The sequence below is a fragment of the Streptomyces sp. NBC_00989 genome, assembly GCF_045162655.1.
GTDB lineage: Bacteria > Actinomycetota > Actinomycetes > Streptomycetales > Streptomycetaceae > Streptomyces.
The window spans coordinates 9,583,869-9,607,176 of sequence record NZ_CP108728.1; the positions used below are offsets into that span (position 1 = coordinate 9,583,869).

Below are 23,308 nucleotides of genomic sequence, written 5' to 3' on the forward strand. Positions count from 1 at the left end.
CGGTGCTAGCAATCCGGCGCTAGCGTCTAGGTATGGCGAAGACCCAGCTGAACGTACGCGTGGACGAGGGCACCGCCCGCGCGGCCCGTGAACGTGCCCTGGCCCGCGGGATGAGCGTCAACCGGTACATAGAAGAGCTGGTCAGACAGGACACCGGGGAGGTCGGCCACACCTTCGTCGAGGCCGCCGCCGACTTCATGAAGCAGTACGAGTCCGTCTTCGCCGACGAGTTCGGCGCCGACGGGGCGAGCACCCGCGAAGGTCGCCGCTGATCCCTTGAACAACCTCAGGATCGATCTCGCCTGGCTGCTGATGCTCGCCGAACACAACACACCCGGAGACCCCCAGGTCACCGACTGGGGCGCGCTCGTCGCCGCCGTCGCGCGCCACCAGGCCGACATATTCGACGTCCCGGTCTACGACAGCCCGTACGCGCGCGCCGCCGCCTTGCTTCAACTCCTCATCCACGTCCCCGCGTTGGAGCGCTCGAACGCCCTCTTCGCCTCCGCCGTCGCGTACGCCTACCTCGTCGCCAGCGGTCTGAAGGTCGTCACCTCGCCCGAACAGGTCCGCGATCTGGCCCGGTTGGTCAAGAGCGGCGAGGCGTCGGTCGACGACATCGCGAACGAGCTGCGCCAGTGGAGCCTGTGATCGCGGTGATCACTCCGGTGCGTCAGGGCGCCACGCGGTGCCCAGGACGCAGTACGAGCTCGGCAGCGTAGGTCCCTTCTCCGGGATCAACACCCGCCGGTAGGGCCCGAGTTCGAACCCCGCGTCGCGCAGCGCGGCGACCGGGTCGCGGGCCAGATGACAGCCGCCGTTCAGCGGCGGCCACAGCGTGCGGTCCAGGGCGCGCTGGGTGAACGCCATCGCGGGCCCGCCGCCCTTGCCGTGCTCGAAGAACCGTACGACGCCGCCGGGCCGCAGCACCCGACGTACCTCCGCGAGCGCCCGCGGTACGTCGCGCACGCTGCACAGCACCAGCGAGAGGACGACCGCGTCGAAGGCCTCGCTCTTCACGGGCAGCTTCTCCGCCGCGCCCGGCACGACGTCGACGGGCACCTCGGAGCGGAGCGCGGACTCCACGGCCAGCTGCCGCAGGGTCCGCTCGGGCTCGATCGCGACGACCTCCGAGACGGCGCCCGGATAGTGCGCGAAGTTCAGGCCGTTCCCGGCCCCGATCTCGATCACCCGCCCGGAGAGCCCGGCGAGCAGCCGGTCCCGCATCCCGGCCAGGCCGAGCTTCGACTCGGCGGTCACGCTGAAACGGGCGTAGTAACGGGCGAACAGCGGGTGGTGGACGACGTCCCGCGGCACAGCGCCGACTGTGCCGGAGCCTACGGACCGTAGCGGCATGGCGACCTCCCGGACCGGACCGGGCCGAAACCGGTCCCTACCGGGATTGTCCCCCCTGCCGCCCTTGACCACCCCCGCTGCTGCCCCGAGCCGGTCAGGAGATGAAGTCCCGCACCTGCTCGTAGACGCCGTAGTCGTCGTTCATGTCGGTGTGCGAGATGCACCCGACGTCGACGTTGGTCGCGCCGCTCAGCTCGGCCGAGGTGTCCGGGTTGATCGCCTCGTCGCAGTCCGACCAGTAGGCCGCGTACGACACGCTGCCGGGCGTCTCGTCACCGGAGTTGAGCGCGGTGAGGAAGGAACTCCCGGTCTGCATCTCCTTGCAGGAGGTGTACAGCCAGCCGCAGAGCGAGGCGATGCTCGTCCCGTGGTTCACCCCGGCGACCGACACGAAGTCGTCGACGTACGAGGTCCCGCCGAGGTTCTTGAGGTAGTAGCGGCTGTTGAGCGCACCCATGGAGTGGACCACCAGGTCGACCTTCGAGGCGCCGGTGCTGGAGAGGACCGACTGGATGTAGGTCGACAGCGCTGAAGCGGTCGTGACGTTCGACTTCGTCCAGTCGTACGAGATCGCGTACAGCTCGGAGGATGAGTAACCGTCCGCCTTGAAGTCCGCGATCCAGTCGTCCCAGCTTGTGGAGTCGCTGCTCAGGCCGTGCACGAACACGATCGGGTTGTGGCTCGCCGCGTGAGCGGGCGTCGAGGCCAGGGAGAGTGACAGAAGGAGCGAGGTGGTCACGGCCGACAGGGCCGTGGCGATGCGACGCTTGTGGCGCTGCATGATGCCTCCTGATACGGGTGGGGTTGTCAGGAGTGTCGGCGTGGGTCTACGCGCGCCGCATCGGCGAAATCGCCGGTCTTTACGGGTGAATTAACTCGCCAGTAACGTCAGTTGTGTGCTGACTCCGGTGAACCCCACTTCTCTAGACCGCACTTCGCCACCGTCGCGCATCGACACAGGGCGAACCCTCGACCCCGCGCTCCCCGAAGGGGTCCGTATCCGAGCACTGCGCGCGGTCTACGGCGATCCGCGCGCCGCCGCCGAACTCCTCCCGCGCCTGACCCCACGCCAGGCCGCGGGCCTCGACCCCCTCCCGACCGAACCGGCGTCCCTGGCACCGGAGTTGCTGACCCGGTATCGCCGGGAGATCCGTGCGCTGCCCGACGGCACACGGCTGCTTCTGCTGCTCGCCGCGGCGGACCAGTACCCGGTCGCCACGCATGCCTTCCTGCGCGCCGTCGCGGCGGGGCGGCTCGACACCCGGCCCCTGGAAGCCGCCGAGACGGCCGGGGTCGCGCACGCGACGGCCGGCGGGGTCGTCTTCCGGGACCCGTGGACGAGGATCGCCGCGTACGAGACGGGGTCGCCGGCGGACCGGCGGGACGTCCACCGGTTGCTGGCACGGGTGTTGCGCGCCGAGGGTGAGGCACCGCGACGTTCCTGGCACCGGGGCGCGGGAGCGCTCGGCCCCAGCGCGCGGCTCACCGCGGAACTCCGCGCGGCCGCGCAACAGGCACGCGACGCCGGTGAACACCCCCTCGCCTGCGCCCTCGTGGAACGCGCCGCCGCGCTCTCCCTCGACCCCCGTGAACAGTCCCGCCTCCTCAACCGCGCCGCCGGCGACGCCTGGCAGTCCGGCGAAGGCGACCGGGCGCGAAGACTCGCGGCCGCGACGGACAGCGACGCGCTGAACGGGGTGTTCGCGCTGCGGGCGGGCAATGCGGCGGAGGCGTTCGACGCGTTGCTGACGGCTGTGGCGCGACGTGAACTGGAGGGATCCGGCGCCGACTTGAGACCGGCGTCCCGGTCGACCGAGGTACCCCGCATGGTCGCGGTACCCCGAACTCCCGCTCCCGACCACGCCGTTCACCTCCTCGCCTGGGCCACCGAGGCCGCCGTCTACACCGGGGACCTGAGACGGTGCAGGGAGGCGGCGGCCGTCGCCTCCCGGGTCGGGATCGTGCCGCACGGGACGCTCGGGGGACTGGCCGCCGCCTGCGAGGGACGGTACGAGGACGCGCGGGACCTGCTCAAGGCCGCCGCCGGGCGATGCGGTCCCGGAGGGGACCCCACCCTCCTGATCCACGCGGGGATCGCCGCGCTGATGCTCGGTGACCACACCCGTGCCACCACCGCCACCGTGCGGGCGGCGGCCTCGGCCCGGGCGCGGGGTGCGACCGTGGTCGTGGCGCAGGCGATGGAGTTCCGGGCGTACGCCGAGTTCTGGACCGGGCATCCGAGGGCCGCCGAGACGGCCACGGCGGACGCCCTGTGGCAGGCCCACGCCACCGGCCAGGACAACGGCGCCTGCCATCTGCAGGCCGCGCTCGCCATGTTCGCCGCGCTCACCGGGGACGGCGACGTCTGCCGGGAACGTGCCGCCGCCGCCCGCTCCTACGCCCTGGGCCGGGGCCTGGGCCTGCCGGCCGCCCTCGCCCAGTGGGCGCTTGCCTACCTCGACCTCAGCAGCGGCCGGTTCGCCGCCGCGGCGGCCCGGCTGCGCGCGCTCGCCGGCTTCGGCCCGGGCCACGGCCACCGGGCCATCCGGCACCTCGCCACCCCGCACTACGTCGAGGCCGCCGCCCGCAGCGGCGACACCCGTATCGCCCGCGCCGCACACGCCGACTACGACCGCTGGGCACGTGCTGTCCGCAGCCCCGACGACCTTGCCCTGAGCGCCCGTTGCCGGGCCCTGCTCGCGCCCGGCGACGAGGCGGTCGAGCACTACCGCAGCGCCCTCGACCTCCACGCACGCGGCACCCGTGACTTCGAACGGGCCCGCACCGAGCTGCTGTTCGGCGGCGCACTGCGCCGACTGCGCCGCCGCACCGAGGCCCGCGACCGCCTGCACACCTCGCTGGAGGCCTTCGAGTCCTTCGGCGCCCCGCACTGCGCCGCCCAGGCGCGCGCCGAACTCCGCGCCCTCGGCACCCCGGTGACCGCGACCGCCCTCCCCACCCCCGGAGCCCTCGCCCCGACCACCCGCCTCACCGCCCAGCAACTGATGGTCGCCCGCATGGCCGCCGACGGCGCCACCAACCGAGAGATCGCCGTCCGCCTCGCCCTCAGCCCTCGCACGATCGACCACCATCTACGCGGTGTCTTCAGCCGGTTGGGCATACGGTCGCGGATCGAACTGGTACGGCTGCTGGCCGAGGGGGAGGCGTCCTAGGAGGGCCCACTGCCCCAGGCAGCCGCAGCTTCCCGTCCCCGAAACCCCTCCGCGTCCCACACCCCGTCAAGCCGCGGCGCCAGCCAACTCGGTGCCGACGCACGGAAGTTCGCCGGTGTCAGCGCCCCCGCCCCCTCCGGCAGGGCCCCGAGCAGTGGAGCCCCCGCAACGTCCGGCAGGTCCACCACATTGCAACGTGACGCCAGATCAGGTGCGGTGGGCCAGCTGCCGATCAGTACGCCCAGCAAGTCGAGGCCCTGGGACCGGAGTTCACGGGCCGTCAGTTCCGTCGTGTTCAGGGTACCAAGACCCGCCGACGCCACGACCAGGACCGGTGCCCCCAGCAACCGCGCCGCGTCCGCCAGCGTGCCGCCCTCCGCGTCGAACCGTACGAGCAGGCCACCCGCGCCCTCGACCAGCACCAGGTCGTGCTCGGTGGCCAACTTCTGGGCGGCTTCGGCGATTTCGGGCGGGTGTACCGGGGCGAGACCGGCCCGGCGTGCTGCCGTGCCGGGGGCCAACGGCTCGGGGTAGCGGGCGAGTTCGGTGGCCGTCACGGCGCCCGCGAGCCGCGCGACCTCGTCGGCGTCCCCGCGCTCGTCCGGTCGTAGACCCGTCTGGGCGGGCTTCAGGACGGCCACCGTGCGGCCGGCCGCGAGCGCTGCCGCCGCGACCGCGGCCGTGGTGATCGTCTTGCCGACCTCCGTGCCCGTGCCCGTGATCACCAGTACCGGCATGTCATCCCTCCCGCGCCGCCGCGCACACCGCGCGGGCGATCCGAGCCAGGTCGGCGTCGCCCGTGACGTACGGCGGCATCGTGTAGACGAGGTCGCGGAACGGCCGTAGCCACACGCCCTCGCGTACGGCCGCGTCCGTGGCGGCCTTCATGTCGACGGCGTGGTCGAGTTGGACCACGCCGATGGCGCCGAGGACGCGGACGTCCTGGACGCCCGGGATGTCCCACGCCGGGGCGAGGCCCTCCCGTAGGCCCGTCTCGATGCGCTTGATCTCCGTCAACCAGTCCTGGTTCAGGAGGAGTTCGAGCGAGGCGCAGGCCACGGCCGCCGCGAGCGGGTTGCCCATGAAGGTCGGGCCGTGGGCGAGGACCGGTACCTCGCCCTGTGAGATGCCCTCGGCCACGCGTGACGTGCAGAGCGTCGCCGCCATCGTCATGTAGCCGCCGGTCAGCGCCTTGCCCACGCACATCACGTCCGGCGTCACCGCCGCGTGCTCCGCCGCGAACAGCGCGCCCGTGCGGCCGAAACCCGTCGCGATCTCGTCGAACACCAGCAGCACGTCGTGCGCGTCGCACGCCTCGCGCAGCACCCGCAGATACGCGGGGGAGTGGAACCGCATCCCGCCCGCGCCCTGCACCACCGGTTCCACGATCACCGCGGCCAGTTCGTGCGCGTGGCGTTCGATCAGCTCGCGCAGATGGTCGGCGTACGACTCGTCGTACTCGGTCGGTGGCGCGTCGGCGAACACCTGGCGCGGGAGTACCCCGGACCACAGCTCGTGCATCCCGCCCTCGGGGTCGCACACCGACATCGGCTGCCAGGTGTCGCCGTGGTAGCCGCCGCGCCAGGTCAGCAGGCGCTGTTTCGCGGGGCGGCCGAGCGAGCGCCAGTACTGGAGACACATCTTCACCGCGACCTCGACCGACACGGAGCCCGAGTCGGCGAGGAAGACGTGTTCCAGGCCGTCCGGAGACATGTCGACAAGGAGCTTCGCCAGGCGTACGGCAGGCTCGTGGGTCAGCCCGCCGAACATCACATGGCTCATCCGGCCGAGCTGCTCGTGCGCGGCCTCGTTGAGCACGGGGTGGTTGTAGCCGTGGATCGCCGACCACCAGGACGACATGCCGTCGACCAACTCGCCCCCGCCGTCCGCCAGTCGGAGCCGCACCCCGCTCGCCGATTCGACGACGAGCGGGTCGACCCGGCCGGGCATCGGACCGTACGGATGCCAGACGTGCCGCCGGTCCAGTTCCAGCAGCTCCGGGACGGGCAGGCGGCCGGTCGGGTCAGGCATTGGGCGCGAGATCCGTTCCGGCACCTCGACGGCGTACGGAGACCAGGTCCCGGCGGACCTCGTCGACCTGCGGTGCGGGAGCCGACGTAGACGCGACGGTGGGAGCGGAACCGCAGACTCCGGCGCCCTCGTGCCCACCACAGCCACCAGTGGCGCCCTCGTGCCCGCCGCAGCCCCCACCGCACCCGGCGTCCTCGTGCGACCCGCAGCCGCCCGCCGTCGCCCGGTGCTGCGGCAGCGTCACCTCGCCCGCGCCCTCCACCTCGAAGCCCGCGTCCGCGATCATCTCCAGGTCGGCGTGGCCGGCCTGGCCCTCGCTGGTGAGGTAGTCGCCGAGGAAGATCGAGTTGGCGAGGTTCAGGGCGAGGGGCTGCATCGTGCGCAGGTGGACCTCACGGCCGCCCGCGATACGGACCTCGACGTCCGGGCAGACGAAGCGGACCATCGCGAGGATGCGCAGACAGCGCTGCGGGGTGAGGTGCCACTCCGCGGCGAGCGGGGTGCCCTCCATCGGGATCAGGAAGTTCACCGGCACCGAGTCCGGGTCCAGCTCCCGGAGGGAGAAGACCACGTCGATCAGGTCCTCGTCCGTCTCGCCCATGCCGGCGATCAGGCCGGAGCAGGCGGACAGCCCGGCCGCGTGCGCCTTCTGCACGGTGTCGACGCGGTCGGCGTACGTGTGGGTGGTCGTGATGTCCCCGTACGTCGACTCGGACGTGTTGAGGTTGTGGTTGTAGGCGTCCGCGCCGGCCTCGCGCAGCCGGTCGGCCTGGCCGTCGGAGAGCAGGCCGAGGCAGGCGCACACCTCGACGCCCTCGTTCTGGTCCTTGATCGCCTTGATGGTGCCGGCGACCCGGTCCACGTCCCGGTCGGTCGGACCCCGGCCCGAGGCCACCAGGCAGACGCGCTTGGCACCTCCCGCCACTCCGGCCGCCGCGGCCTTCGAGGCGTCGTCGGGTTTCAGCCACGTGTACTTCAGGATGTCGGCCTTGGAGCCGAGCCGCTGCGAGCAGTACGAGCAGTCCTCGGGGCACAGGCCGGACTTCAGGTTGACGAGATAGTTGAGCTTCACCCGTCGGCCGAACCAGTGCCGGCGCACCTTTCCGGCCGCGGCCACGACATCCAGCAGGTCGTCGTCCGAGGTGGAGAGGACGGCGAGTGCTTCCGCGCGGGTCGGCAGCTCGCGCCGAAGCCCCTTGTCCACGAGCGTGTTCAGCAGGTCCATGAGATCCGATCCTGTCCTACGGGACCGCTTGCGGCCAAGGAGAGATTGAACAAGACATGGGCCCGGGGGTGTGGGTATCACCACACCATGGGCGGCTCGTCGTCCGATTAGTGTCTGTGCACTGCCTACAAAAGCCCCGGAGGAACCATGGCGTTCGGCTGGATCGACGAGCAGGCGGAGCAGCGCCGTCGCGCCGGGCTCGTACGGACCCTGCGGCCCCGTCCCGCCGACTCGCCGCTCCTCGATCTCGCGAGCAACGACTACCTGGGTCTGGCACATCACCCCGAGGTCGTCGAGGGGGCCGCGGCGGCGGCGCGGACCTGGGGCGGGGGGTCGACCGGGTCGCGGCTCGTCACCGGTACGACCGAGCTGCACGCCCAACTGGAGCGGGAACTGGCCGAGTTCTGCGGGTTCGAGGCGGCCCTCGTCTTCTCCTCCGGCTACGCGGCCAACCTCGCCGCGGTCACCACGCTCGCGCCGCACGGCTCGCTGATCGTCTCCGACGCGGGCAACCACGCCTCCCTGATCGACGGCTGCCGGCTGGCGCGGGGCGCCACCCAGGTCGTAGGACACGCCGATCCGGACGGGGTGCGCAAGGCGCTGCGGACGCATGACGGGCAGGCCGTCGTCGTGTCCGACTCGGTGTTCTCCGTGGACGGGGACGCGGCTCCGGTGGGCGCGCTCGCGCAGGCGTGCCGGGAGTTCGGCGCGGGGCTGCTGCTCGACGACGCGCACGGGCTGGGGGTGCTGGGCGACGGGGGGCGCGGGGCGCCGTACGCGGCGGGGCTCGCGGGGAGCGAGGACGTGGTCGTGACGGTCACGCTGTCCAAGTCGCTCGGGAGCCAGGGCGGTGCCGTGCTCGGGCCGGCGCGGGTGATCGACCATCTGGTCAACGCGGCGCGGACGTTCATCTTCGACACGGGACTGGCGCCCGCGGCGGCGGGTGCCGCGCTGGCGGCGCTCACCCTGCTGCGGCGCGAACCCGAGCGGGCTGCCCGGGCCCGCGCCGTGGCGAGTGAGCTGCACGTGCGTCTCACCGCCGCGGGTCTGGAAGCGGTACGTCCGGACGCCGCGGTGGTGTCGGTGCGTGCGCCGTCCCCGGAGGCGGCCGTGCAATGGGCGGCCGACTGCCGTACGGCAGGGCTGGCCGTGGGCTGCTTCCGTCCTCCTTCCGTGCCCGACGGCATCTCACGGCTCAGGCTGACCGCCCGAGCGGACCTCTCCGGGGCCGAGATCGAACGCGCTGTACGTGTGATCGGCGAGACGCGACCATGAGTCGGCGTGACACGGTCGTGCGTCGCTGACAGGCGGAACGGTCAGTGGAACGTGGCGAGGAAACCCGTCCAGCTCTCGGGGGAGAAGAGCAGGGCGGGTCCTTGCGGGTCCTTCGAGTCGCGTACGGCGAGCAGCCCCGCGCGGGGGCCTGAGCGCGGACGTGCCGCCTCGACGCAGTTGTTCGCTCCCGTGCTGTAGCTGCTGCGCAGCCACCGCACACCGGACGGTTCAGAACTGGAAGGTACGTTCCGAGGCAGTGCAGACATGGTGCCTCCTTACGCGCCGTCACCTATCCCGGCGATGTAATCCGACGAATCCTCGGGCGAAAGGGCGTGGAACTGAAGGGTGTTGAAGGCCTCGCTGTAGGCCTCTAGGTCTTCTTTCCGTTCGAGGTAGAGGCTACTCGTCAAGTGGTCTAGAACAACCACGTCCAGATCAGAAGTGCTCGGAAAGGAGAAGATAACGAAAGGTCCGGTGATGCCGATGTGTGCTCCTGCGGCGAACGGCAGTACCTGAAGCCTCACTTGGGGCAGCCGGGCGGCCTCCACGAGCCGGTCCAGCTGACGTGCCATCACCCCCGGCCCGCCGACCTCGCGCCGCAGCACCGCCTCGTCGAGGACCACGCTCAGGGCCAGCGGCGGATCCGCGCGCAGCACGTCCTGCCGGGCCAGCCGCACCTGCACCAGCGCGTCGAGCCGCTCGGGCCCGTCGTTGTCGAGGCCTCCCATGGCGGCCCGGGTCACCGCCCGGGCGTACTCGGGCGTCTGGAGCAGCCCGGGGACCACCGAGGTCTCCAGGGTGCGGATCGCGCCGGCCTGTGACTCCAGACTGATGAAGTCCCGGTAGGCGGGCGGCAGTACACCGCGATAGGCGTGCCACCAGTGGTGCCGGCCGCCGCCGCCGTCGGAGCCCGCGAGCACGAGCAGCATGTCCCGATGTTGTGGGTCGCCGACCTGGTAGGCGTCGAGAAGTAACCGGACGTCGGGCGGTTTCACGCCACTGGCGCCGGTCTCGATGCGGCTCACCTTCGACTGGTGCCAGCCGACCAGCCGGGCCGCCTCACCACTGGTGAGCCCCGCCTCCGCACGCAATGCGCGCAGTTCCGCGCCCAGTTTCCGGCGGCGTACCGCGGGACCGTACTGCATGGGTTTCTCCTTACTCCTTCCGAGCCGCCCAAATACGGTCTGGGGTCGCAGAGTTCACCGCTTCGAGCGACAGATATATGCATATCTTGGTGGATCGGCACCGTTACCGACGCGGTAATGGCAGTCTGGCGAAGAAGCACCAGTCCGGGACCGTACTCGAACCATCCGCTCCGTGTCGGACACCGGTCCCGCGGGAAAGGGACGACCGCGCCATGGCAGACCATCTGGAAGCATCCGTCACTCTGCCGAGCGATCCCGCCTCGGTCTCCACCGCCCGCACCTACGTGGTCGGAACCCTGGTGGAATGGGGCCTTCCGGCGGACACGGAGGTCGCCGACACCATCCGCCTCATCGTCTCCGAACTCGCCACCAACGCCGTACAGCACACCTTCGGGCAGTCACCCACCTTTACGGTGGACATCGAGCTGGAGCGTGACGAACGGCTGCGCATCGGGGTCACCGACAGCCATCCCCGGTTCCCGAAACGCCTGCCGGCCGCTGTCCAGCAGGACAACGGCCGGGGCATGGTGATCATTCGCTGGCTGACCGCGGAGTGCGGCGGAAAGCTCAAGGTCCGGCCCACCCTGGAGGGCGGCAAGACGGTCTCCATCGAGGTGCCCTGGACGGTACCGGCCCGGCCGGTGACGGCCGGGGGCCAGCAGGAGCCGTAGAGCGGCGTGGTGAACGTCCCTGGACACCCGAGGGGGTGGCGGCCTGTCAGGTGGCCGCCACCCCCTCGGGAGATTCATTCGGACGGGTCCCAGGACCTGTCCGGCGGATCCTGTCGCAGACGCGGGGCGTGGCACGCACATCTGCCGCGTCGTCGGTTGCCAACGCTCCGCGTTGACGCCCTCCTCCGTCTTGCAGCTGCACGCACCACGCCCCGCTCACCGGCGCCGATCACGCACCGCCGATTTCCTGCGACCTGATCCGCTGGACAGGCCCTAGCTGACCCGGCCGTACCAGACGCTCTTGGTCCAGATCTTCTGCAGCCTCACCACGTCCCCGGTCTTCGGGGCATGCCAGATCTTTCCCTTGCCGGCATAGATGCCGACGTGGTAGACGCTGGAGCCCGAGTGGAAGAAGACGAGGTCCCCGGCCTTGCGGCTCTTGGCCGAGATGTGGTGGGACTTGTTGTACTGCTGGGCCGCCGTACGGGGCAGTTTCTTGCCTGCCTTCTTGTACGAGTACAGCGTGAGCCCCGAGCAGTCGAAGCGGCCCGGTCCGGTGGCCCCGTACCTGTACGGAGCGCCCTTCTTGGACGCCGCGACCTGGAGTGCCTTCGTCGCGGGTGTCGCGGCCGCGGCGTCGGATGCGACGCCCGGTATCACGACGGAACCGCCAACAGCGGCGATGGCGAAAGCCGAGGCCGTACCGGCCCTGACCATCAGCGACGGGACACGATTGAGCGCAGTCATGCGCAACCCTTCGTCAGCCGCCTGTGAAGGATGACCTGTCGGATTCGGGCTGGCGAAGTTGCCCGGCCGCTGACGCGGCTTCACCCCAAGGGCTGCTCGACCCGGTCATGGCGTGACCGTCCCGGCGACCCGTCGTGCTTGGGTCCTCCACTCCTGCCGATGCAATCCTGTCGACCTGTCATCCGGGTGGCGGCAGGACTCGGCGTCCGCCCGGATCGCCCCGCCGCTGCGGCGGGGTCTTGTCGTCAGACAGGGATCTTGACCTATTGATGTCTGAAAATCCCAACGGAATCGGGGATTTGTGGGGTTACTCACCACTCACCCGTTCGGGTGGACACCGGGATGTTCGAATAGGTGTCGAGGGGGTCAAATGCCCCCGGACCAGCGCCGGAACGCCCCACCGCTCCCCCTGGACTACGCGCGTTGCGCAACCCCAACGGCCTTGTCGAAGGAGGGGCGTCTACTCCGAACGGGGGTACGCCGTTTGGTCCGTTTCGACTCGGTCCCGGACGCGCCTTCGGCGAGACGCGTCCGCCCGGGACGGCTCCGCGTCCCTCAACTGTCGGAGGGTGCGGGGAGGGTGACGCGCGCCGTGCGGCGCTCCCCGTCCAGCACGCGCAGCGCCCGCGCGAGGGTGGGGGCGTGCAGTTCGGTCTCGCCCCGCTGGTGCATCAGCGCCAGCGCGTCCCGCAGCTCTGCGGCCTTGGCCACGAGCGCCTGGGCGGCCCTCAGTCCACGGTACGTGTCACCGTGGTGCGCCGGGTTGATACGGCCGAGCAGGTCGGCCACATCCAGATAACGGTCGATCAACTCGCCCTCGGCGCGCGTCAGTGCGGGCAACGGCGGCAGTTCCGGCGGCAGCATCGTCGGCTCACTCCCCGCCCGGCTCGGTGAGCGAGGTCTTGCGGGTCGACACGATCCGGTCCACCAGCCCGTATTCCAGGGCCTGTTGGGCATCCATGATCCGGTCCCGCTCGATGTCCGCGCTCACCTGCTCCACCGTCCGGCCCGTGTGCAGGGCCAGCAGCTTCTCCAGTTGGGACCGGGTCCGCGCCAACTCGACGGCCTGGATGGCGAGATCACTCGCCTGACCATGGATCGGCTCGGGGAACGAGGGCTGGTGGAGCACCACCCGCGCACCCGGCAGCGCGGACCGCTTGCCCGGGGTGCCCGCCGCCAGCAGCAGCGCCGCGGAGGTGCCGGCCTGGCCCAGGCAGACCGTCTCCACGTCACACGTGACGAACCGCAACGTGTCGTAGATCGCCGACATCGCGGTGAAGGATCCGCCGGGCGAGTTGATGTACAGCGCGATGTCGCGGTCCGGTGCCTGGTACTCGAGGTGCATGAACTGGGCCATCACGTCGTTCGCCGAGATGTCGTCGATCGGCGTCCCGAGGAAGACGATCCGCTCCTCCAGCAGCTTCGAGTACGGGTCGAGGGTCCGGTGGCCGGCGCTGGTGCGCTCGGTGAACTCGGGCAGGACGTGGCGGGCGGACGGTCGGGTCATGGCATAGCCCTTCTCTAGGTCCCTGTGATTCTGGCGGGCTCTGTAAAAAATGTACAGGACGTACATGACGTTATGATGGGGGTATGGCCTACGAGATTCCGGTGACGCAAGCCAGGGCTGAGCTCGCCGACCTGATCAACCGGGTGGTGTACGGCGGTGAGCGCGTCGTCGTGACACGGCACGGCAAGCCCCTGGTCGCGCTGGTCTCCGCCGCCGACCTGGAGCGACTCGACGAACTCGACAAGCTGGACAGGATCGACGCGAACGCCGAGGAGCAGGTGATCAGTTCCGTCTCGCGCGTCCGAGAGGTCGCGTCCGCTCCTCGCGAACACCAGCGGTTCGGCATCGCCGCCGAACATCGGGGGCCGAACCCTTCGTAGCGAGGGGTCGTGCGACAGGCCGTGCGCGAGGCCGCTCTACGTGCGTAGATGTGATTGTCCTGATCACGGCTCGGTTAACTTGCTTGAAACGCCGTCCAACTAGCCTGCCGATCCATGCCACCAGGGGCTTTTCCCTGGGGGCTGAGCGGGTCCGGTGAAGTCCGCTGCGGTTCGGCAGCGCCCCGAAGGGGCGCGGGGAACCGCGCGACCAGCCACGACGGGCCTTTGGACGACGTCCCGCACTCCGAGCGGAGCGTTTAGGCGGCAGCCGGACCCCGCACGGTCCGGAGCGAGGACTGTGAGGTGGGACGTGCAACTGACCCCGCACGAGCAAGAGAGGCTGCTGATCCATGTGGCGGCCGACGTGGCCGAGAAGCGCCGGGCCCGTGGTCTGAAGCTGAACCACCCCGAGGCGGTCGCCCTCATCACGTCGCACATCCTCGAAGGCGCCCGTGACGGCCGTACCGTCGCCGAGCTGATGTCTTCCGGGCGCAAGCTGCTCACCAGGGACGACGTCATGGAGGGCATCCCCGAGATGATCCACGACGTACAGGTCGAGGCGACCTTCCCGGACGGCACCAAGCTCGTCACCGTCCACGACCCGATCGTGTAGGAGGCCTCGATGATTCCCGGCGAGATCCTGTTCGCGGACGACCCGATCGTCTACAACGCGGGCCGTGAGGTCACACGGATGACCGTCCTCAACGCAGCCGACCGGCCCGTCCAGGTCGGCTCCCACTACCACTTCGCCGAGGCCAACCCCGGCCTGGAGTTCGACCGCGCCGCCGCGCGCGGACAGCGGCTCAACGTCGCCGCCGGTACGGCCGTGCGCTTCGAGCCGGGCATCCCCGTCGACGTCGAACTCGTCCCGCTGGCCGGCGCCCGTGTCGTGCCCGGACTGCGCGGGGAGACCGGAGGTGCCCTCGATGCCTGAGATCTCCCGCGCCGCGTACGCGGACCTGTTCGGGCCGACCACCGGCGACCGCATCCGGCTCGCCGACACCGATCTGCTGATCGAGATCGAGGAGGACCGCTCCGGCGGTCCCGGACTCGCCGGTGACGAGGCCGTGTTCGGCGGTGGCAAGGTCATCCGCGAGTCGATGGGCCAGGCGCGTGCCTCCCGCGCGGAGGGCACCCCCGACACCGTCATCACCGGTGCCGTGATCGTCGACCACTGGGGCGTCGTCAAGGCCGACGTCGGCATCCGCGACGGCCGCATCACGGGCATCGGCAAGGCCGGCAACCCGGACACCATGGACGGCATCCACCCCGACCTGGTGATCGGCCCCGAGACCGAGGTCATCGCCGGCAACGGACGCATCCTCACGGCCGGCGCCGTCGACGCGCACGTCCACTTCATCTGCCCGCAGATCGCCGACGAGGCGCTCTCCGCCGGAGTCACCACGCTGGTCGGCGGCGGCACCGGACCGGCCGAGGGTTCCAAGGCGACCACCGTGACGCCGGGCCCCTGGCATCTGGCCCGGATGATGGCGGCGATGGAGCAGTACCCGCTCAACATCGGCTTCCTCGGCAAGGGCAACACCGTCTCGCACGACGCGATGATGTCCCAGATCCGCGGGGGAGCGCTGGGACTGAAGCTGCATGAGGACTGGGGCTCGACCCCCGCCGTCATCGACGCCTCGCTCACCGTCGCCGACCGCACGGGCGTCCAAGTCGCCATCCACACCGACACGTTGAACGAGGCCGGGTTCGTCGGCGACACCCTCGCCGCGATCGCCGGACGCGGCATCCACGCCTACCACACCGAGGGTGCGGGCGGCGGGCACGCGCCGGACATCATGACCGTGGTCTCCGAGCCGCACGTGCTGCCCAGCTCCACCAACCCGACCCGGCCGTACACCGTCAACACCGCCGAGGAACACCTCGACATGCTGATGGTCTGCCACCACCTCAACCCGGCGGTCCCCGAGGACCTGGCCTTCGCCGAGTCCCGCATCCGCCCGTCGACCATCGGCGCGGAGGACATCCTCCACGACCTCGGCGCCATCTCGATCATCTCCTCCGACGCGCAGGCGATGGGCCGGGTCGGCGAGGTCATCATGCGGACCTGGCAGACGGCGCATGTGATGAAGCGGCGGCGGGGTGCGCTGCCCGGGGACGGGCGTGCGGACAATCGTCGGGTACGGCGTTATGTCGCCAAGTACACGATCAACCCCGCCCTCGCTCAGGGCCTCGCCCGCGAGATCGGCTCCGTCGAGACCGGCAAGCTCGCCGACCTCGTGCTGTGGGAACCGGCGTTCTTCGGCGTCAAGCCGCACCTCGTCATCAAGGGCGGCCAGATCGCGTACGCGCAGATGGGCGACGCCAACGCGTCCATCCCGACGCCCCAACCCATCCTGCCGCGCCCGATGTTCGGGGCGATCGGACGGGCACCGGCCGCCAACTCCTTCAACTTCGTCGCCCAGTTGGCGATCGAGGACGGACTTCCCGAACGGCTCGACCTCGGCAAGAAGTTCGTCGCCATCGAGTCCACACGCGGGGTCACGAAGGCCGACATGCGCGAGAACGACGCTCGGCCTCGCGTCCAGGTCGATCCCGACAGCTTCGCCGTGCACATCGACGGGGAGCTCGTCGAGGCGACGCCGGCCGCCGAACTGCCCATGGCCCAGCGGTACTTCCTCTTCTGAGGAGGGGGTTCTGATGAGCTGGGTCAGGTGGGTCCCATGAGCAGGGGAGCGCTTCTCGTTCTCGCCGACGGCCGCTTCCCCGCCGGAGGGCATGCGCACTCCGGTGGGGCCGAGGCCGCCGTCAAGGCCGGGCGGGTCACCGGGGCGGCCGACCTCGGTGCGTTCTGCCGGGGTCGGTTGTACACGGCCGGGCTGGTGTCCGCGGGGCTCGCCTCCGCTGCCGCGCTGGGAGTGGACCCGGTGGAGCTGGACGCGGCCGCCGATGCGCGGACTCCGTCGCCCGCGTTGCGGGTGGCCGCGCGGAAACTCGGGCGGCAGTTGATGCGGGCCGCGCGGGCCACCTGGCCGTCCGCCGAACTCGATGCCTTGGCGCGGGAGTTCCCCAAGGGGGCGCATCAGCCGGTGGTGTTGGGGCTGGTGGCGCGGGCGGCCGGTCTTGGGCCTGAGGATGCGGCGTACTGCGCGGTCTACGAGAGTGTGAGTGGGCCCGCCTCCGCGACGGTGCGGTTGCTGAGTCTTGATCCGTTCGATGCTACGGCTGTGCTCGCTCGGTTGGCGCCGGAGTTGGACCTTGTCGTGGATCGGGCGGTGGAGGCGGGGCGGCGAGTTCTTGCCGAGGGGGTCGACGCTTTGCCCTGTGCGTCTGCGCCGTTGTTGGAGATCGGGGCGGAGACGCATGCTGCTTGGGCTGTGCGGTTGTTCGCGTCGTAGGGGGTTTCTCGCCCCCGCCGCCCCTACCCGTCCCATCCCCAGGGGCTGCCGCCCCTACCCGTCCCATCCCCAGGGGCTGCCGCCCCTACCCGTCCCATCCCCAGGGGCTGCCGCCCCTTCCGCCCCGCCTGGGGGCTCCGCCCCCTAGCCCCCCGATCGGCCTGAACGGCCTCGTCCTCAAACGCCGGACGGGCTGAATGATGCCGGCCTTGCTGACAAGGCACCGAAGCCGCAAGGCACCGAAACCGCAAGGCACCGAAGCCGGAAAGCACCTAAGCCGCGAAGTGCCGTAGAACCAGAAGGAGCCGCCTCATGCACCTCGACCACACCCACGACGGCCCCGCCGCCGTCAGTGCCGACGCTCAGCGTCCCGACGGCAGTCGTCGTGCTCTGCGTATCGGGCTCGGTGGGCCCGTCGGGTCCGGTAAGACCGCTACCGTTGCCGCGCTGTGCCGGGTTCTGCGGGATGAGCTGTCGCTTGCCGTCGTCACCAATGACATCTACACCCGTGAGGACGCCGAATTCCTGTTGCGGGAGGCCGTGTTGCCGCCCGAGCGGATCACCGCCGTGGAGACCGGGGCGTGTCCGCACACCGCTATCCGGGACGACATCTCCGCCAACCTCGAAGCCGTGGAGGATCTGGAGGACGAGGTCGGGCCGTTGGATCTGATCCTCGTGGAGTCGGGTGGGGACAATCTCACCGCGACCTTCTCCAAGGGGCTTGTCGACGCGCAGATCTTCGTCATCGACGTGGCCGGTGGGGACGACATTCCGCGCAAGGGTGGGCCCGGTGTCACCACCGCTGATCTGCTGGTCGTCAACAAGACCGACCTCGCGCCGTACGTCGGGTCCGATCTGGGGCGGATGGCTGCTGACGCCAAGGCCCAGCGGGCCGAACTGCCGGTCGTCTTCCAGTCGTTGAGGACAGAGGCAGGGGTTGCCGACGTCGCCGGCTGGGTGCGGGAGCGGCTTGCCGCGTGGACGGCGTGATCGTGAGCGGGGTGCGGGCCACCGCGCGGATCGTGGCCCGGGAGGACGGGCGGGGCGGTACCGCGCTGCCCGTGCTGGAGGGCGACGGGCCGCTTGCGTTGCGGCGGACCCGGGGGATGGGGGCCGAGGCTCAGGTCATGCTCGTCGGGGCCATGAGCGGGCCGCTCGGTGGTGATCACTTCGCCGTCGAGGCCGACGTCGAGCGGGGGGCCCGGTTGCGGGTCGGGTCCGCTGCCGCCACCATCGCGCTGCCGGGGCAGGCGAAGGGGGAGTCCCGGTACGACGTTCGGCTCAGCGTCGCCGACGATGGTGAACTGCACTGGCTGCCCGAGCAGTTGATCTCCGTGCGCGGTAGCGACCTGCGCGTCACGACCCGCGTCGACCTCGCCGCCTCCGCCCGGCTCGTGCTGCGTGAGGAGCAGGTGCTCGGGCGCGCCGGTGAGGAACCCGGACGGCTCACCAGCAGATTGGCACTGCGGATCGCCGGACGGACCGTCCTGGACCAGGAGTTGGCCTGCGGTCCCGGAGCGCCGGGCGGCTGGGACGGGCCCGCCGTCCTCGCGGGGCATCGGGCTGTGGGGCAACTCGTCGTCGTACGGCCGGAGTTTGCCCGGGAGCCGGTCGCGGCGCGGATGCTGGGGGAGTGTGCGGCGCTCGCGCCGCTCGCCGGGCCCGCCGTGCTGGTGAGCGCGATTGCCTCTGACGCGCTGCGGCTGCGGAGGGTGCTGGACGAGGCGTTGGCGTCCCTCGGGTGAGTATCCGCTGAGCGGGACGCGCGTTTCCGCTTATCGGATTGGTAAAGAAGGTCAACCGCCTCTGTTCTCAGGTGGCTCACAGCCGCGAGGATCCCCCGAGACCATTTCGCAACTATGTACGGGGAGGGGCCCACTTGAGGCACATCAGACCGAAGAGCCGGGTGATGGCGTTCGGTTCGGCCGGATTCGCGGCGGCGGCACTGATAGCCGGTGCCGTGGTGGCACCCGCGGCCAACGCGCAGACCGGTCAGACGGCGGGGCACAGTCAGGACCGTGCGGCCGCCCAGGGCGCCGCGCTCACCGCCGCCCGCGCCGCCAAGGCCGGGATCAACTGGCAGGACTGCCCCACCGACTGGGGATTCGCCAAGCCGGTCCAGTGCGGCTGGGTCACCGTACCGATCGACTACACCAAGCCGAACGGCAAGAAGATCAAGCTCGCCGTCGACCGTGCCGTCAGCACCGGCACCAAGGCGGAGCGCCAGGGCGCGCTCGTCTACAACCCCGGCGGTCCCGGTGGTTCCGGCATGCGCTTCCCGCTCCGGGTCACCACCAAGAACCCGCTGTGGGTCAACACGTCCAAGGCGTACGACTTCGTGGGCTTCGACCCGCGCGGTGTCGGCCACTCGGCGCCCATCTCCTGCATCGACCCGCAGGAGTTCGTGAAGGCGCCCAAGGCGGACCCGGTACCGGACAGCACGGCCGACAAGAACGCGCAGCGCAAGCTGGCCCGTGAGTACGCCGACGGCTGCGCCGAGCGCACCGGCCGCACCATGCTCGCGCAGATGACCACGCCGAACACCGCGCGCGACCTCGACGTCATCCGCGCCGCCCTCGGCGAGAAGAAGCTCAACTACCTGGGCGTCTCCTACGGCACCTACCTCGGCGCCGTCTACGGCACCCTGTTCCCGAGCCACCTCCGCCGCATGATCGTCGACAGCGTCGTCAACCCGGCGCAGGACAACATCTGGTACGAGGCCAACCTGGGTCAGGACGTCGCCTTCGAGGGCCGCTGGAAGGACTGGGAGGACTGGGTCGCCAAGAACGACGCGGCCTTCCACCTCGGCACCACGCGCGCCGCCGTCCAGGCCAAGTGGCTCGAGCTGCGCGCCACCGCCAAGAAGAGCCCGCTCGGCGGGGTCGTCGGTCCGGCCGAGCTGCTCGGCTTCTTCCAGGGCGCCCCGTACTACGACTCCTCGTGGGTGCCGGTCGCCACCGCGTTCAGCAAGTACGTCGCCGGTGACCCCCAGCCGCTGATCGACGCGGCCTCGCCCGATCTGTCGGACACCGCGGGCAACATCTCCTCGGAGAACGGCAACGCCGTCTACACGGCCGTCGAGTGCACCGACGCCAAGTGGCCCACCAGCTGGGCGAAGTGGGACAAGGACAACACGGCGCTCAACAAGAAGTACCCGTTCTTGACCTGGTCCAACGCCTGGATGAACCTGCCGTGCGCCACCTGGCCCGTCAAGCAGCAGTCCCCGGTCAAGGTCAAGACCGGCAAGGGTCTGCCGCCCGTCCTCATCGTGCAGTCGCAGCGCGACGCCGCCACGCCGTACGAGGGCGCGGTCGTCCTGCACAAGAGCTTCAAGGGCTCCCGGCTCATCACCGAGAAGGACGCCGGTTCGCACGGTGTGACCGGTCTGGTCAACCCGTGCATCAACTCCCGTGTCGACGCCTACCTGTTGACCGGCAAGCTCGACAAGGCCGACTTCACGTGCACCCCGCACGCGACGCCGGTGCCGTAAGCGGCACGTCGTAAGCAGCAAGTCGTAGGCGGTAGTTGTACGTGGTGAGGGGCGGCCGGTTCTGAACCGGCCGCCCCTCACTCACATCGACTCAGAGTTCTCGGGGTGTCAACTCAGCGGCAGGCGCGGGAACTTGCGTTCCTTCGCCGCGGCCGCCTCCTCCGCCTTGGCAACGGCCGCGTACTGGTCGACGTACTCCTGCTCGGAGAGCATGAGGATCGCGTACATGATCTCGTCGGTGACGGCGCGCAGGATGGCCTTCTCGTTCTCCATGCCTTCGTAGCGGGAGAAGTCGAGGGGCTTGCCGAAGCGGATCGTCACGGGGTGGATCTTGGGGATGACCTTGCCGGGCGGCTGGGCCTCGAAGGTGCCGATCATCGCGCAGGGGATGACGGGGACCTTGGCCGTCAGGGCCATGACCGCGACGCCGACCTTGCCCTTGTAGAGGCGGCCGTCGTGCGAGCGGGTGCCCTCGGGGTAGATGCCGAGCAGCTCGTCCTTGCTCAGGACGCCGAGGCCCTCGCGGATCGCGGCCTGGCCCGCCTCCTTGCCGGAGCGGTCGACCGGGATCTGGCCCGCGCTGCGGAAGAACGTCGCGGTGAGGCGGCCGCGGATGCCGGGGCCGGTGAAGTACTCGGCCTTGGCGAGGAAGGTGATGCGGCGCTTGAGGACCGCCGGCATCAGGAAGTGGTCGGCGAACGACAGGTGGTTGCCGGCGACGATCGCCGGGCCCTCCTCCGGTATGTGCTCCAGGCCCTCGATCCGGGGGCGGAAGACCAGTCTGAGCAAAGGCCCCAGAATGACGTATTTCAGGAGGTAGTAGAACAAGGGGGGTCGCTCCTCACTCCGGCGGGTCGGCTCGACCGACCTGTTCTCGCAGGTCACCCGGTACCTCGTGAGCTGCCAGTGTAGGGGCAGGTGCCGCTGGGTGGAACCGGTGGCGATCAGGCCGCCGCCGGGTACGACGGAGGGCGGCGAGATCTCCTCGCCGCCCCCCAACGCTCAACGAAACAGGGTCACATGGACGCCGTCACGCCCTGGCGCGCGACCGGCGCCGGTACAGCGCGAACGCGGTGGTCGCGCCGACCGCCGTGACCAGACCGGCTCCTACGGCGACCGGCAGGGCCGTGGAGGACGTCGTACTGCTGTCCGCGACGTTCTGCGCCTTCAGGTCCTGGACGTACGCCGGGTACGGGGCCTTCGTGGCCGTCGACGACGTCTGCGTGTAGTGCGGGATCCGCTTCACCGACTTCACGGAACCGTTCGCGTTCAGCAGCACCTGCTTGTCGTTGGGGTGCCGGAAGTCGAACATGTTGGCCAGGCTGCCCGCCCGCTGGTCGAAGGACGCGTCACCGATCCGGCCCGTGTGCCAGTTGTCCTCGATGAACTGCGTGATCGACGCCTGCTCGGTCGCGGTGTGGTCGATCTTGTCGACCTTGCTGTACGGCGAGATGACCAGCAGCGGCTGCCGGGTACCGGGACCGCAGCGGTCCGCGTAACCGCCCTTCGCGGCCGGACCGGACTGGCAGGCCGGGCTGTCCGTGGCCTTGCTGTTGGAGCCGACGGTCGAGTCCTTGGAGCCGTTCAGCACCTTCGAGGAGACGTGGTCGTACCAGCCGTCGGAGTCGTCGTAGGCGAGCACGACCGCCGTCGACTTCCACTCGGGGGACTTCTGAAGGGCGTTGATCTCCTTGATCAGGAAGTTCTGCTCGTCGGTCGGGTCGGAGTAACCGGCGTGCCCGTCCTGGTACTCGGCCGCCTTCAGGAAGCTCACCGCCGGAAGGTTGTCGGCCTTCAGCGCGGCGTCGAAGTCGGTCAGGTCGTAGTTGTGGTTGGCACGGCCGTTGTGGCCGATCTCGGCGACGGACTTCGGTGCCAGGTGGTGCGGGTTGGACGTCGACTTGTAGTACTCGAACGGCGAGTGGTGCGGGCTGTAGTCCTCGGAGGCCGCGCCGCCGACGTTGGTGTGGGTGGTGCCGGCGCACTTGGCGTAGTCGCCGCTCTTGCCGTCCCACGCGGTGCTCGGCCGGAAGCCGCCCTGGAACCAACCCCAGCTCACGTTCTTGGAGTTGAGCAGATCGCCGATGTTCTTGCCCTGCATCTCCGCGAGCGCGCTGGTCGCGGTGTGGTCCTTGTCCGAGCAGTCGTCGAAGGCCGGGTCGGGGTCGTTGATGACCGTGCCGACACCCTTGGCGTTCGGGGAGACCACTGCGTACGAGTCCGGGGTCGTCGTCTGCTTCGGGTTCTCGGTGCCGGAGGCCGGGTCGACGGAGACCACACCGTGCGTCTGACCCGATATCAGGTTCAGCGCGCCGGGCGTCGAGGGACCGTAATTCGAGCTGAACGAACGGTCGTTGAGGGCGTACTGCTGGGCGTAGTTCCACATGCCCGTGACGGTGTTGCCGTCGTAGTAGTCCATCACCAGGCCGGGCTCACCGAAGAGGCCGGTGCACTTGTTGACCTCGGTGTTCTCGACGTACTTGTCGGCCTTGCCGCCGTCGGCCGCGTACTGCTCGGGGCCGTAGGAGTGGTTCTGGTCGCAGGTCATCACCTGCGAACTGCTCAGCCGTGTGGGCGTGTAGAGGTTCGGGTTCTTCTTCAGCAGCCCGGCGTTGAGCAGGTTGTCGGCCTTCGGCGTGTGCGCGGCGGCCTTGAACTTCGTGCCGTCGGTGTTCGCGGCCTTCGGGTAGGTGGCGAAGTAGTGGTCGAACGAGATGTTCTCGTCGTAGATCACGACCACGTGCTTGATCGGCGTCGACGTGTGCGTGCCGCCCGAGGGCTGGTGGCCGTTCGAGGCCGCCGACGCGGGGACGGCCCCGCCCGCGGTGGCCAGGGCCGCGGCGCCGAGCAGGGCGCCCACGCGCGTCAACCGGCGTCGTGCACCGGGGTTTCTTCCTTTGCCGATCATGCTGTCTCGCCTTCCGGGAGCAGTGGTTCTGCTGCCACACC

Annotated in this window: 25 protein-coding genes and 1 riboswitch; of the genes, 13 read left to right on the plus strand and 12 right to left on the minus strand. The window is 70.2% G+C overall.

Going from position 1 to position 23,308, the window contains the following annotated elements:
- Window positions 1-32 precede the first annotated feature (32 nt).
- Window positions 33-272 carry a toxin-antitoxin system HicB family antitoxin gene (locus OG714_RS42980; RefSeq protein WP_366094160.1) on the plus strand — a complete coding sequence of 80 codons (240 nt, stop codon included), beginning with the start codon at window positions 33-35 and terminating at the stop codon, window positions 270-272.
- Between the two features lie 4 nt (window positions 273-276).
- On the plus strand, window positions 277-651 hold the full coding sequence (locus OG714_RS42985) for a fic family toxin-antitoxin system, toxin component (protein WP_406129317.1): 375 nt from the start codon (window positions 277-279) through the stop codon (window positions 649-651).
- A gap of 9 nt (window positions 652-660) precedes the next feature.
- On the opposite strand, the gene OG714_RS42990 is transcribed toward OG714_RS42985, so the two are convergent.
- Together OG714_RS42990 and OG714_RS42995 are read right to left on the minus strand one after the other, a co-directional pair.
- Window positions 661-1,356 (minus strand): class I SAM-dependent methyltransferase, encoded by a 696-nt coding sequence (locus OG714_RS42990; RefSeq protein WP_406129319.1) that lies wholly within the window; start codon window positions 1,354-1,356, stop codon window positions 661-663.
- A 94-nt stretch (window positions 1,357-1,450) separates the two neighbouring features.
- On the minus strand, window positions 1,451-2,137 hold the full coding sequence (locus OG714_RS42995; RefSeq protein WP_406129321.1) for an esterase/lipase family protein: 687 nt from the start codon (window positions 2,135-2,137) through the stop codon (window positions 1,451-1,453).
- A 115-nt stretch (window positions 2,138-2,252) separates the two neighbouring features.
- Between OG714_RS42995 and OG714_RS43000 the strand changes: the two genes are divergently transcribed.
- Complete coding sequence (locus OG714_RS43000; RefSeq protein ID WP_406129322.1) at window positions 2,253-4,529, plus strand: LuxR C-terminal-related transcriptional regulator; 2,277 nt, start codon at window positions 2,253-2,255, stop codon at window positions 4,527-4,529.
- Here OG714_RS43000 and bioD read toward each other — a convergent pair.
- Genes bioD through bioB form a run of 3 tightly spaced genes read right to left on the minus strand, consistent with a single transcriptional unit; the run spans window position 4,526 to window position 7,785 of the window.
- Window positions 4,526-5,266 carry a dethiobiotin synthase gene (bioD, locus tag OG714_RS43005; RefSeq protein ID WP_406129324.1) on the minus strand — a complete coding sequence of 247 codons (741 nt, stop codon included), beginning with the start codon at window positions 5,264-5,266 and terminating at the stop codon, window positions 4,526-4,528. The genes OG714_RS43000 and bioD overlap by 4 nt on opposite strands.
- Window position 5,267: 1 nt before the next feature.
- Complete coding sequence (locus OG714_RS43010) at window positions 5,268-6,560, minus strand: adenosylmethionine--8-amino-7-oxononanoate transaminase (protein ID WP_406129326.1); 1,293 nt, start codon at window positions 6,558-6,560, stop codon at window positions 5,268-5,270.
- Complete coding sequence (gene bioB / locus OG714_RS43015) at window positions 6,553-7,785, minus strand: biotin synthase BioB (protein ID WP_406129327.1); 1,233 nt, start codon at window positions 7,783-7,785, stop codon at window positions 6,553-6,555. The genes OG714_RS43010 and bioB overlap by 8 nt, the downstream gene beginning before the upstream one ends.
- A gap of 147 nt (window positions 7,786-7,932) precedes the next feature.
- On the opposite strand from bioB, the gene OG714_RS43020 reads away from it, so the two are divergent.
- The gene (locus OG714_RS43020) at window positions 7,933-9,060 is read left to right on the plus strand and encodes an 8-amino-7-oxononanoate synthase (protein WP_406129329.1); all 1,128 of its coding nucleotides are present in this window, start codon (window positions 7,933-7,935) and stop codon (window positions 9,058-9,060) included.
- Window positions 9,061-9,101: 41 nt separating this feature from the next.
- On the opposite strand, the gene OG714_RS43025 is transcribed toward OG714_RS43020, so the two are convergent.
- Window positions 9,102-9,326 carry a DUF397 domain-containing protein gene (locus tag OG714_RS43025; RefSeq protein ID WP_406129331.1) on the minus strand — a complete coding sequence of 75 codons (225 nt, stop codon included), beginning with the start codon at window positions 9,324-9,326 and terminating at the stop codon, window positions 9,102-9,104.
- 9 nt (window positions 9,327-9,335) lie between these two features.
- Entirely contained in the window at window positions 9,336-10,205 is an 870-nt protein-coding gene (locus OG714_RS43030) for a helix-turn-helix domain-containing protein (RefSeq protein WP_406129332.1), read from the minus strand.
- A gap of 212 nt (window positions 10,206-10,417) precedes the next feature.
- Between OG714_RS43030 and OG714_RS43035 the strand changes: the two genes are divergently transcribed.
- The gene (locus OG714_RS43035) at window positions 10,418-10,876 is read left to right on the plus strand and encodes an ATP-binding protein (RefSeq protein WP_406129334.1); all 459 of its coding nucleotides are present in this window, start codon (window positions 10,418-10,420) and stop codon (window positions 10,874-10,876) included.
- A 273-nt stretch (window positions 10,877-11,149) separates the two neighbouring features.
- Here the strand turns inward: OG714_RS43035 and OG714_RS43040 are convergent, their stop codons facing one another.
- From OG714_RS43040 to OG714_RS43050, 3 genes are all read right to left on the minus strand, one after another.
- A complete protein-coding gene (locus OG714_RS43040) occupies window positions 11,150-11,623 on the minus strand; it encodes a C40 family peptidase (RefSeq protein WP_019059527.1) in 474 nt (157 codons plus the stop codon).
- 3 nt (window positions 11,624-11,626) lie between these two features.
- Window positions 11,627-11,806: riboswitch (cyclic di-AMP (ydaO/yuaA leader) on the minus strand.
- A 372-nt stretch (window positions 11,807-12,178) separates the two neighbouring features.
- Window positions 12,179-12,487, minus strand: a complete 309-nt coding sequence (locus OG714_RS43045; protein WP_406129335.1) for a hypothetical protein — start codon at window positions 12,485-12,487, stop codon at window positions 12,179-12,181.
- 7 nt (window positions 12,488-12,494) lie between these two features.
- Window positions 12,495-13,130: an ATP-dependent Clp protease proteolytic subunit gene (locus OG714_RS43050; RefSeq protein ID WP_406129337.1), complete on the minus strand. Its 636-nt coding sequence runs from the start codon at window positions 13,128-13,130 to the stop codon at window positions 12,495-12,497.
- Window positions 13,131-13,213: 83 nt separating this feature from the next.
- Between OG714_RS43050 and OG714_RS43055 the strand changes: the two genes are divergently transcribed.
- From OG714_RS43055 to OG714_RS43090, 8 genes are all read left to right on the plus strand, one after another.
- The gene (locus OG714_RS43055; protein WP_406129339.1) at window positions 13,214-13,510 is read left to right on the plus strand and encodes a type II toxin-antitoxin system Phd/YefM family antitoxin; all 297 of its coding nucleotides are present in this window, start codon (window positions 13,214-13,216) and stop codon (window positions 13,508-13,510) included.
- 310 nt (window positions 13,511-13,820) lie between these two features.
- The gene (locus OG714_RS43060) at window positions 13,821-14,123 is read left to right on the plus strand and encodes an urease subunit gamma (RefSeq protein WP_010988499.1); all 303 of its coding nucleotides are present in this window, start codon (window positions 13,821-13,823) and stop codon (window positions 14,121-14,123) included.
- A gap of 9 nt (window positions 14,124-14,132) precedes the next feature.
- The gene (locus OG714_RS43065; RefSeq protein WP_406129341.1) at window positions 14,133-14,444 is read left to right on the plus strand and encodes an urease subunit beta; all 312 of its coding nucleotides are present in this window, start codon (window positions 14,133-14,135) and stop codon (window positions 14,442-14,444) included.
- Window positions 14,437-16,158 (plus strand): urease subunit alpha, encoded by a 1,722-nt coding sequence (locus tag OG714_RS43070; protein WP_406129343.1) that lies wholly within the window; start codon window positions 14,437-14,439, stop codon window positions 16,156-16,158. Before OG714_RS43065 ends, OG714_RS43070 begins: the two co-directional genes overlap by 8 nt.
- A 36-nt stretch (window positions 16,159-16,194) precedes the next feature.
- Window positions 16,195-16,869 (plus strand): urease accessory protein UreF, encoded by a 675-nt coding sequence (locus tag OG714_RS43075; protein WP_406129344.1) that lies wholly within the window; start codon window positions 16,195-16,197, stop codon window positions 16,867-16,869.
- A gap of 312 nt (window positions 16,870-17,181) precedes the next feature.
- Window positions 17,182-17,859, plus strand: coding sequence for an urease accessory protein UreG (gene ureG / locus OG714_RS43080; RefSeq protein WP_406129346.1), 678 nt, complete (start codon window positions 17,182-17,184; stop codon window positions 17,857-17,859).
- A complete protein-coding gene (locus OG714_RS43085) occupies window positions 17,847-18,614 on the plus strand; it encodes an urease accessory protein UreD (protein ID WP_406129347.1) in 768 nt (255 codons plus the stop codon). Before ureG ends, OG714_RS43085 begins: the two co-directional genes overlap by 13 nt.
- 164 nt (window positions 18,615-18,778) lie before the next feature.
- Window positions 18,779-20,359, plus strand: coding sequence for an alpha/beta hydrolase (locus OG714_RS43090; RefSeq protein ID WP_406132143.1), 1,581 nt, complete (start codon window positions 18,779-18,781; stop codon window positions 20,357-20,359).
- Window positions 20,360-20,467: 108 nt separating this feature from the next.
- Here OG714_RS43090 and OG714_RS43095 read toward each other — a convergent pair whose 3' ends face one another.
- On the minus strand, window positions 20,468-21,187 hold the full coding sequence (locus OG714_RS43095; protein ID WP_406129349.1) for a lysophospholipid acyltransferase family protein: 720 nt from the start codon (window positions 21,185-21,187) through the stop codon (window positions 20,468-20,470).
- Between the two features lie 202 nt (window positions 21,188-21,389).
- Window positions 21,390-23,267, minus strand: coding sequence for a phospholipase C (locus tag OG714_RS43100; protein WP_406129351.1), 1,878 nt, complete (start codon window positions 23,265-23,267; stop codon window positions 21,390-21,392).
- Window positions 23,268-23,308 lie beyond the last annotated feature (41 nt).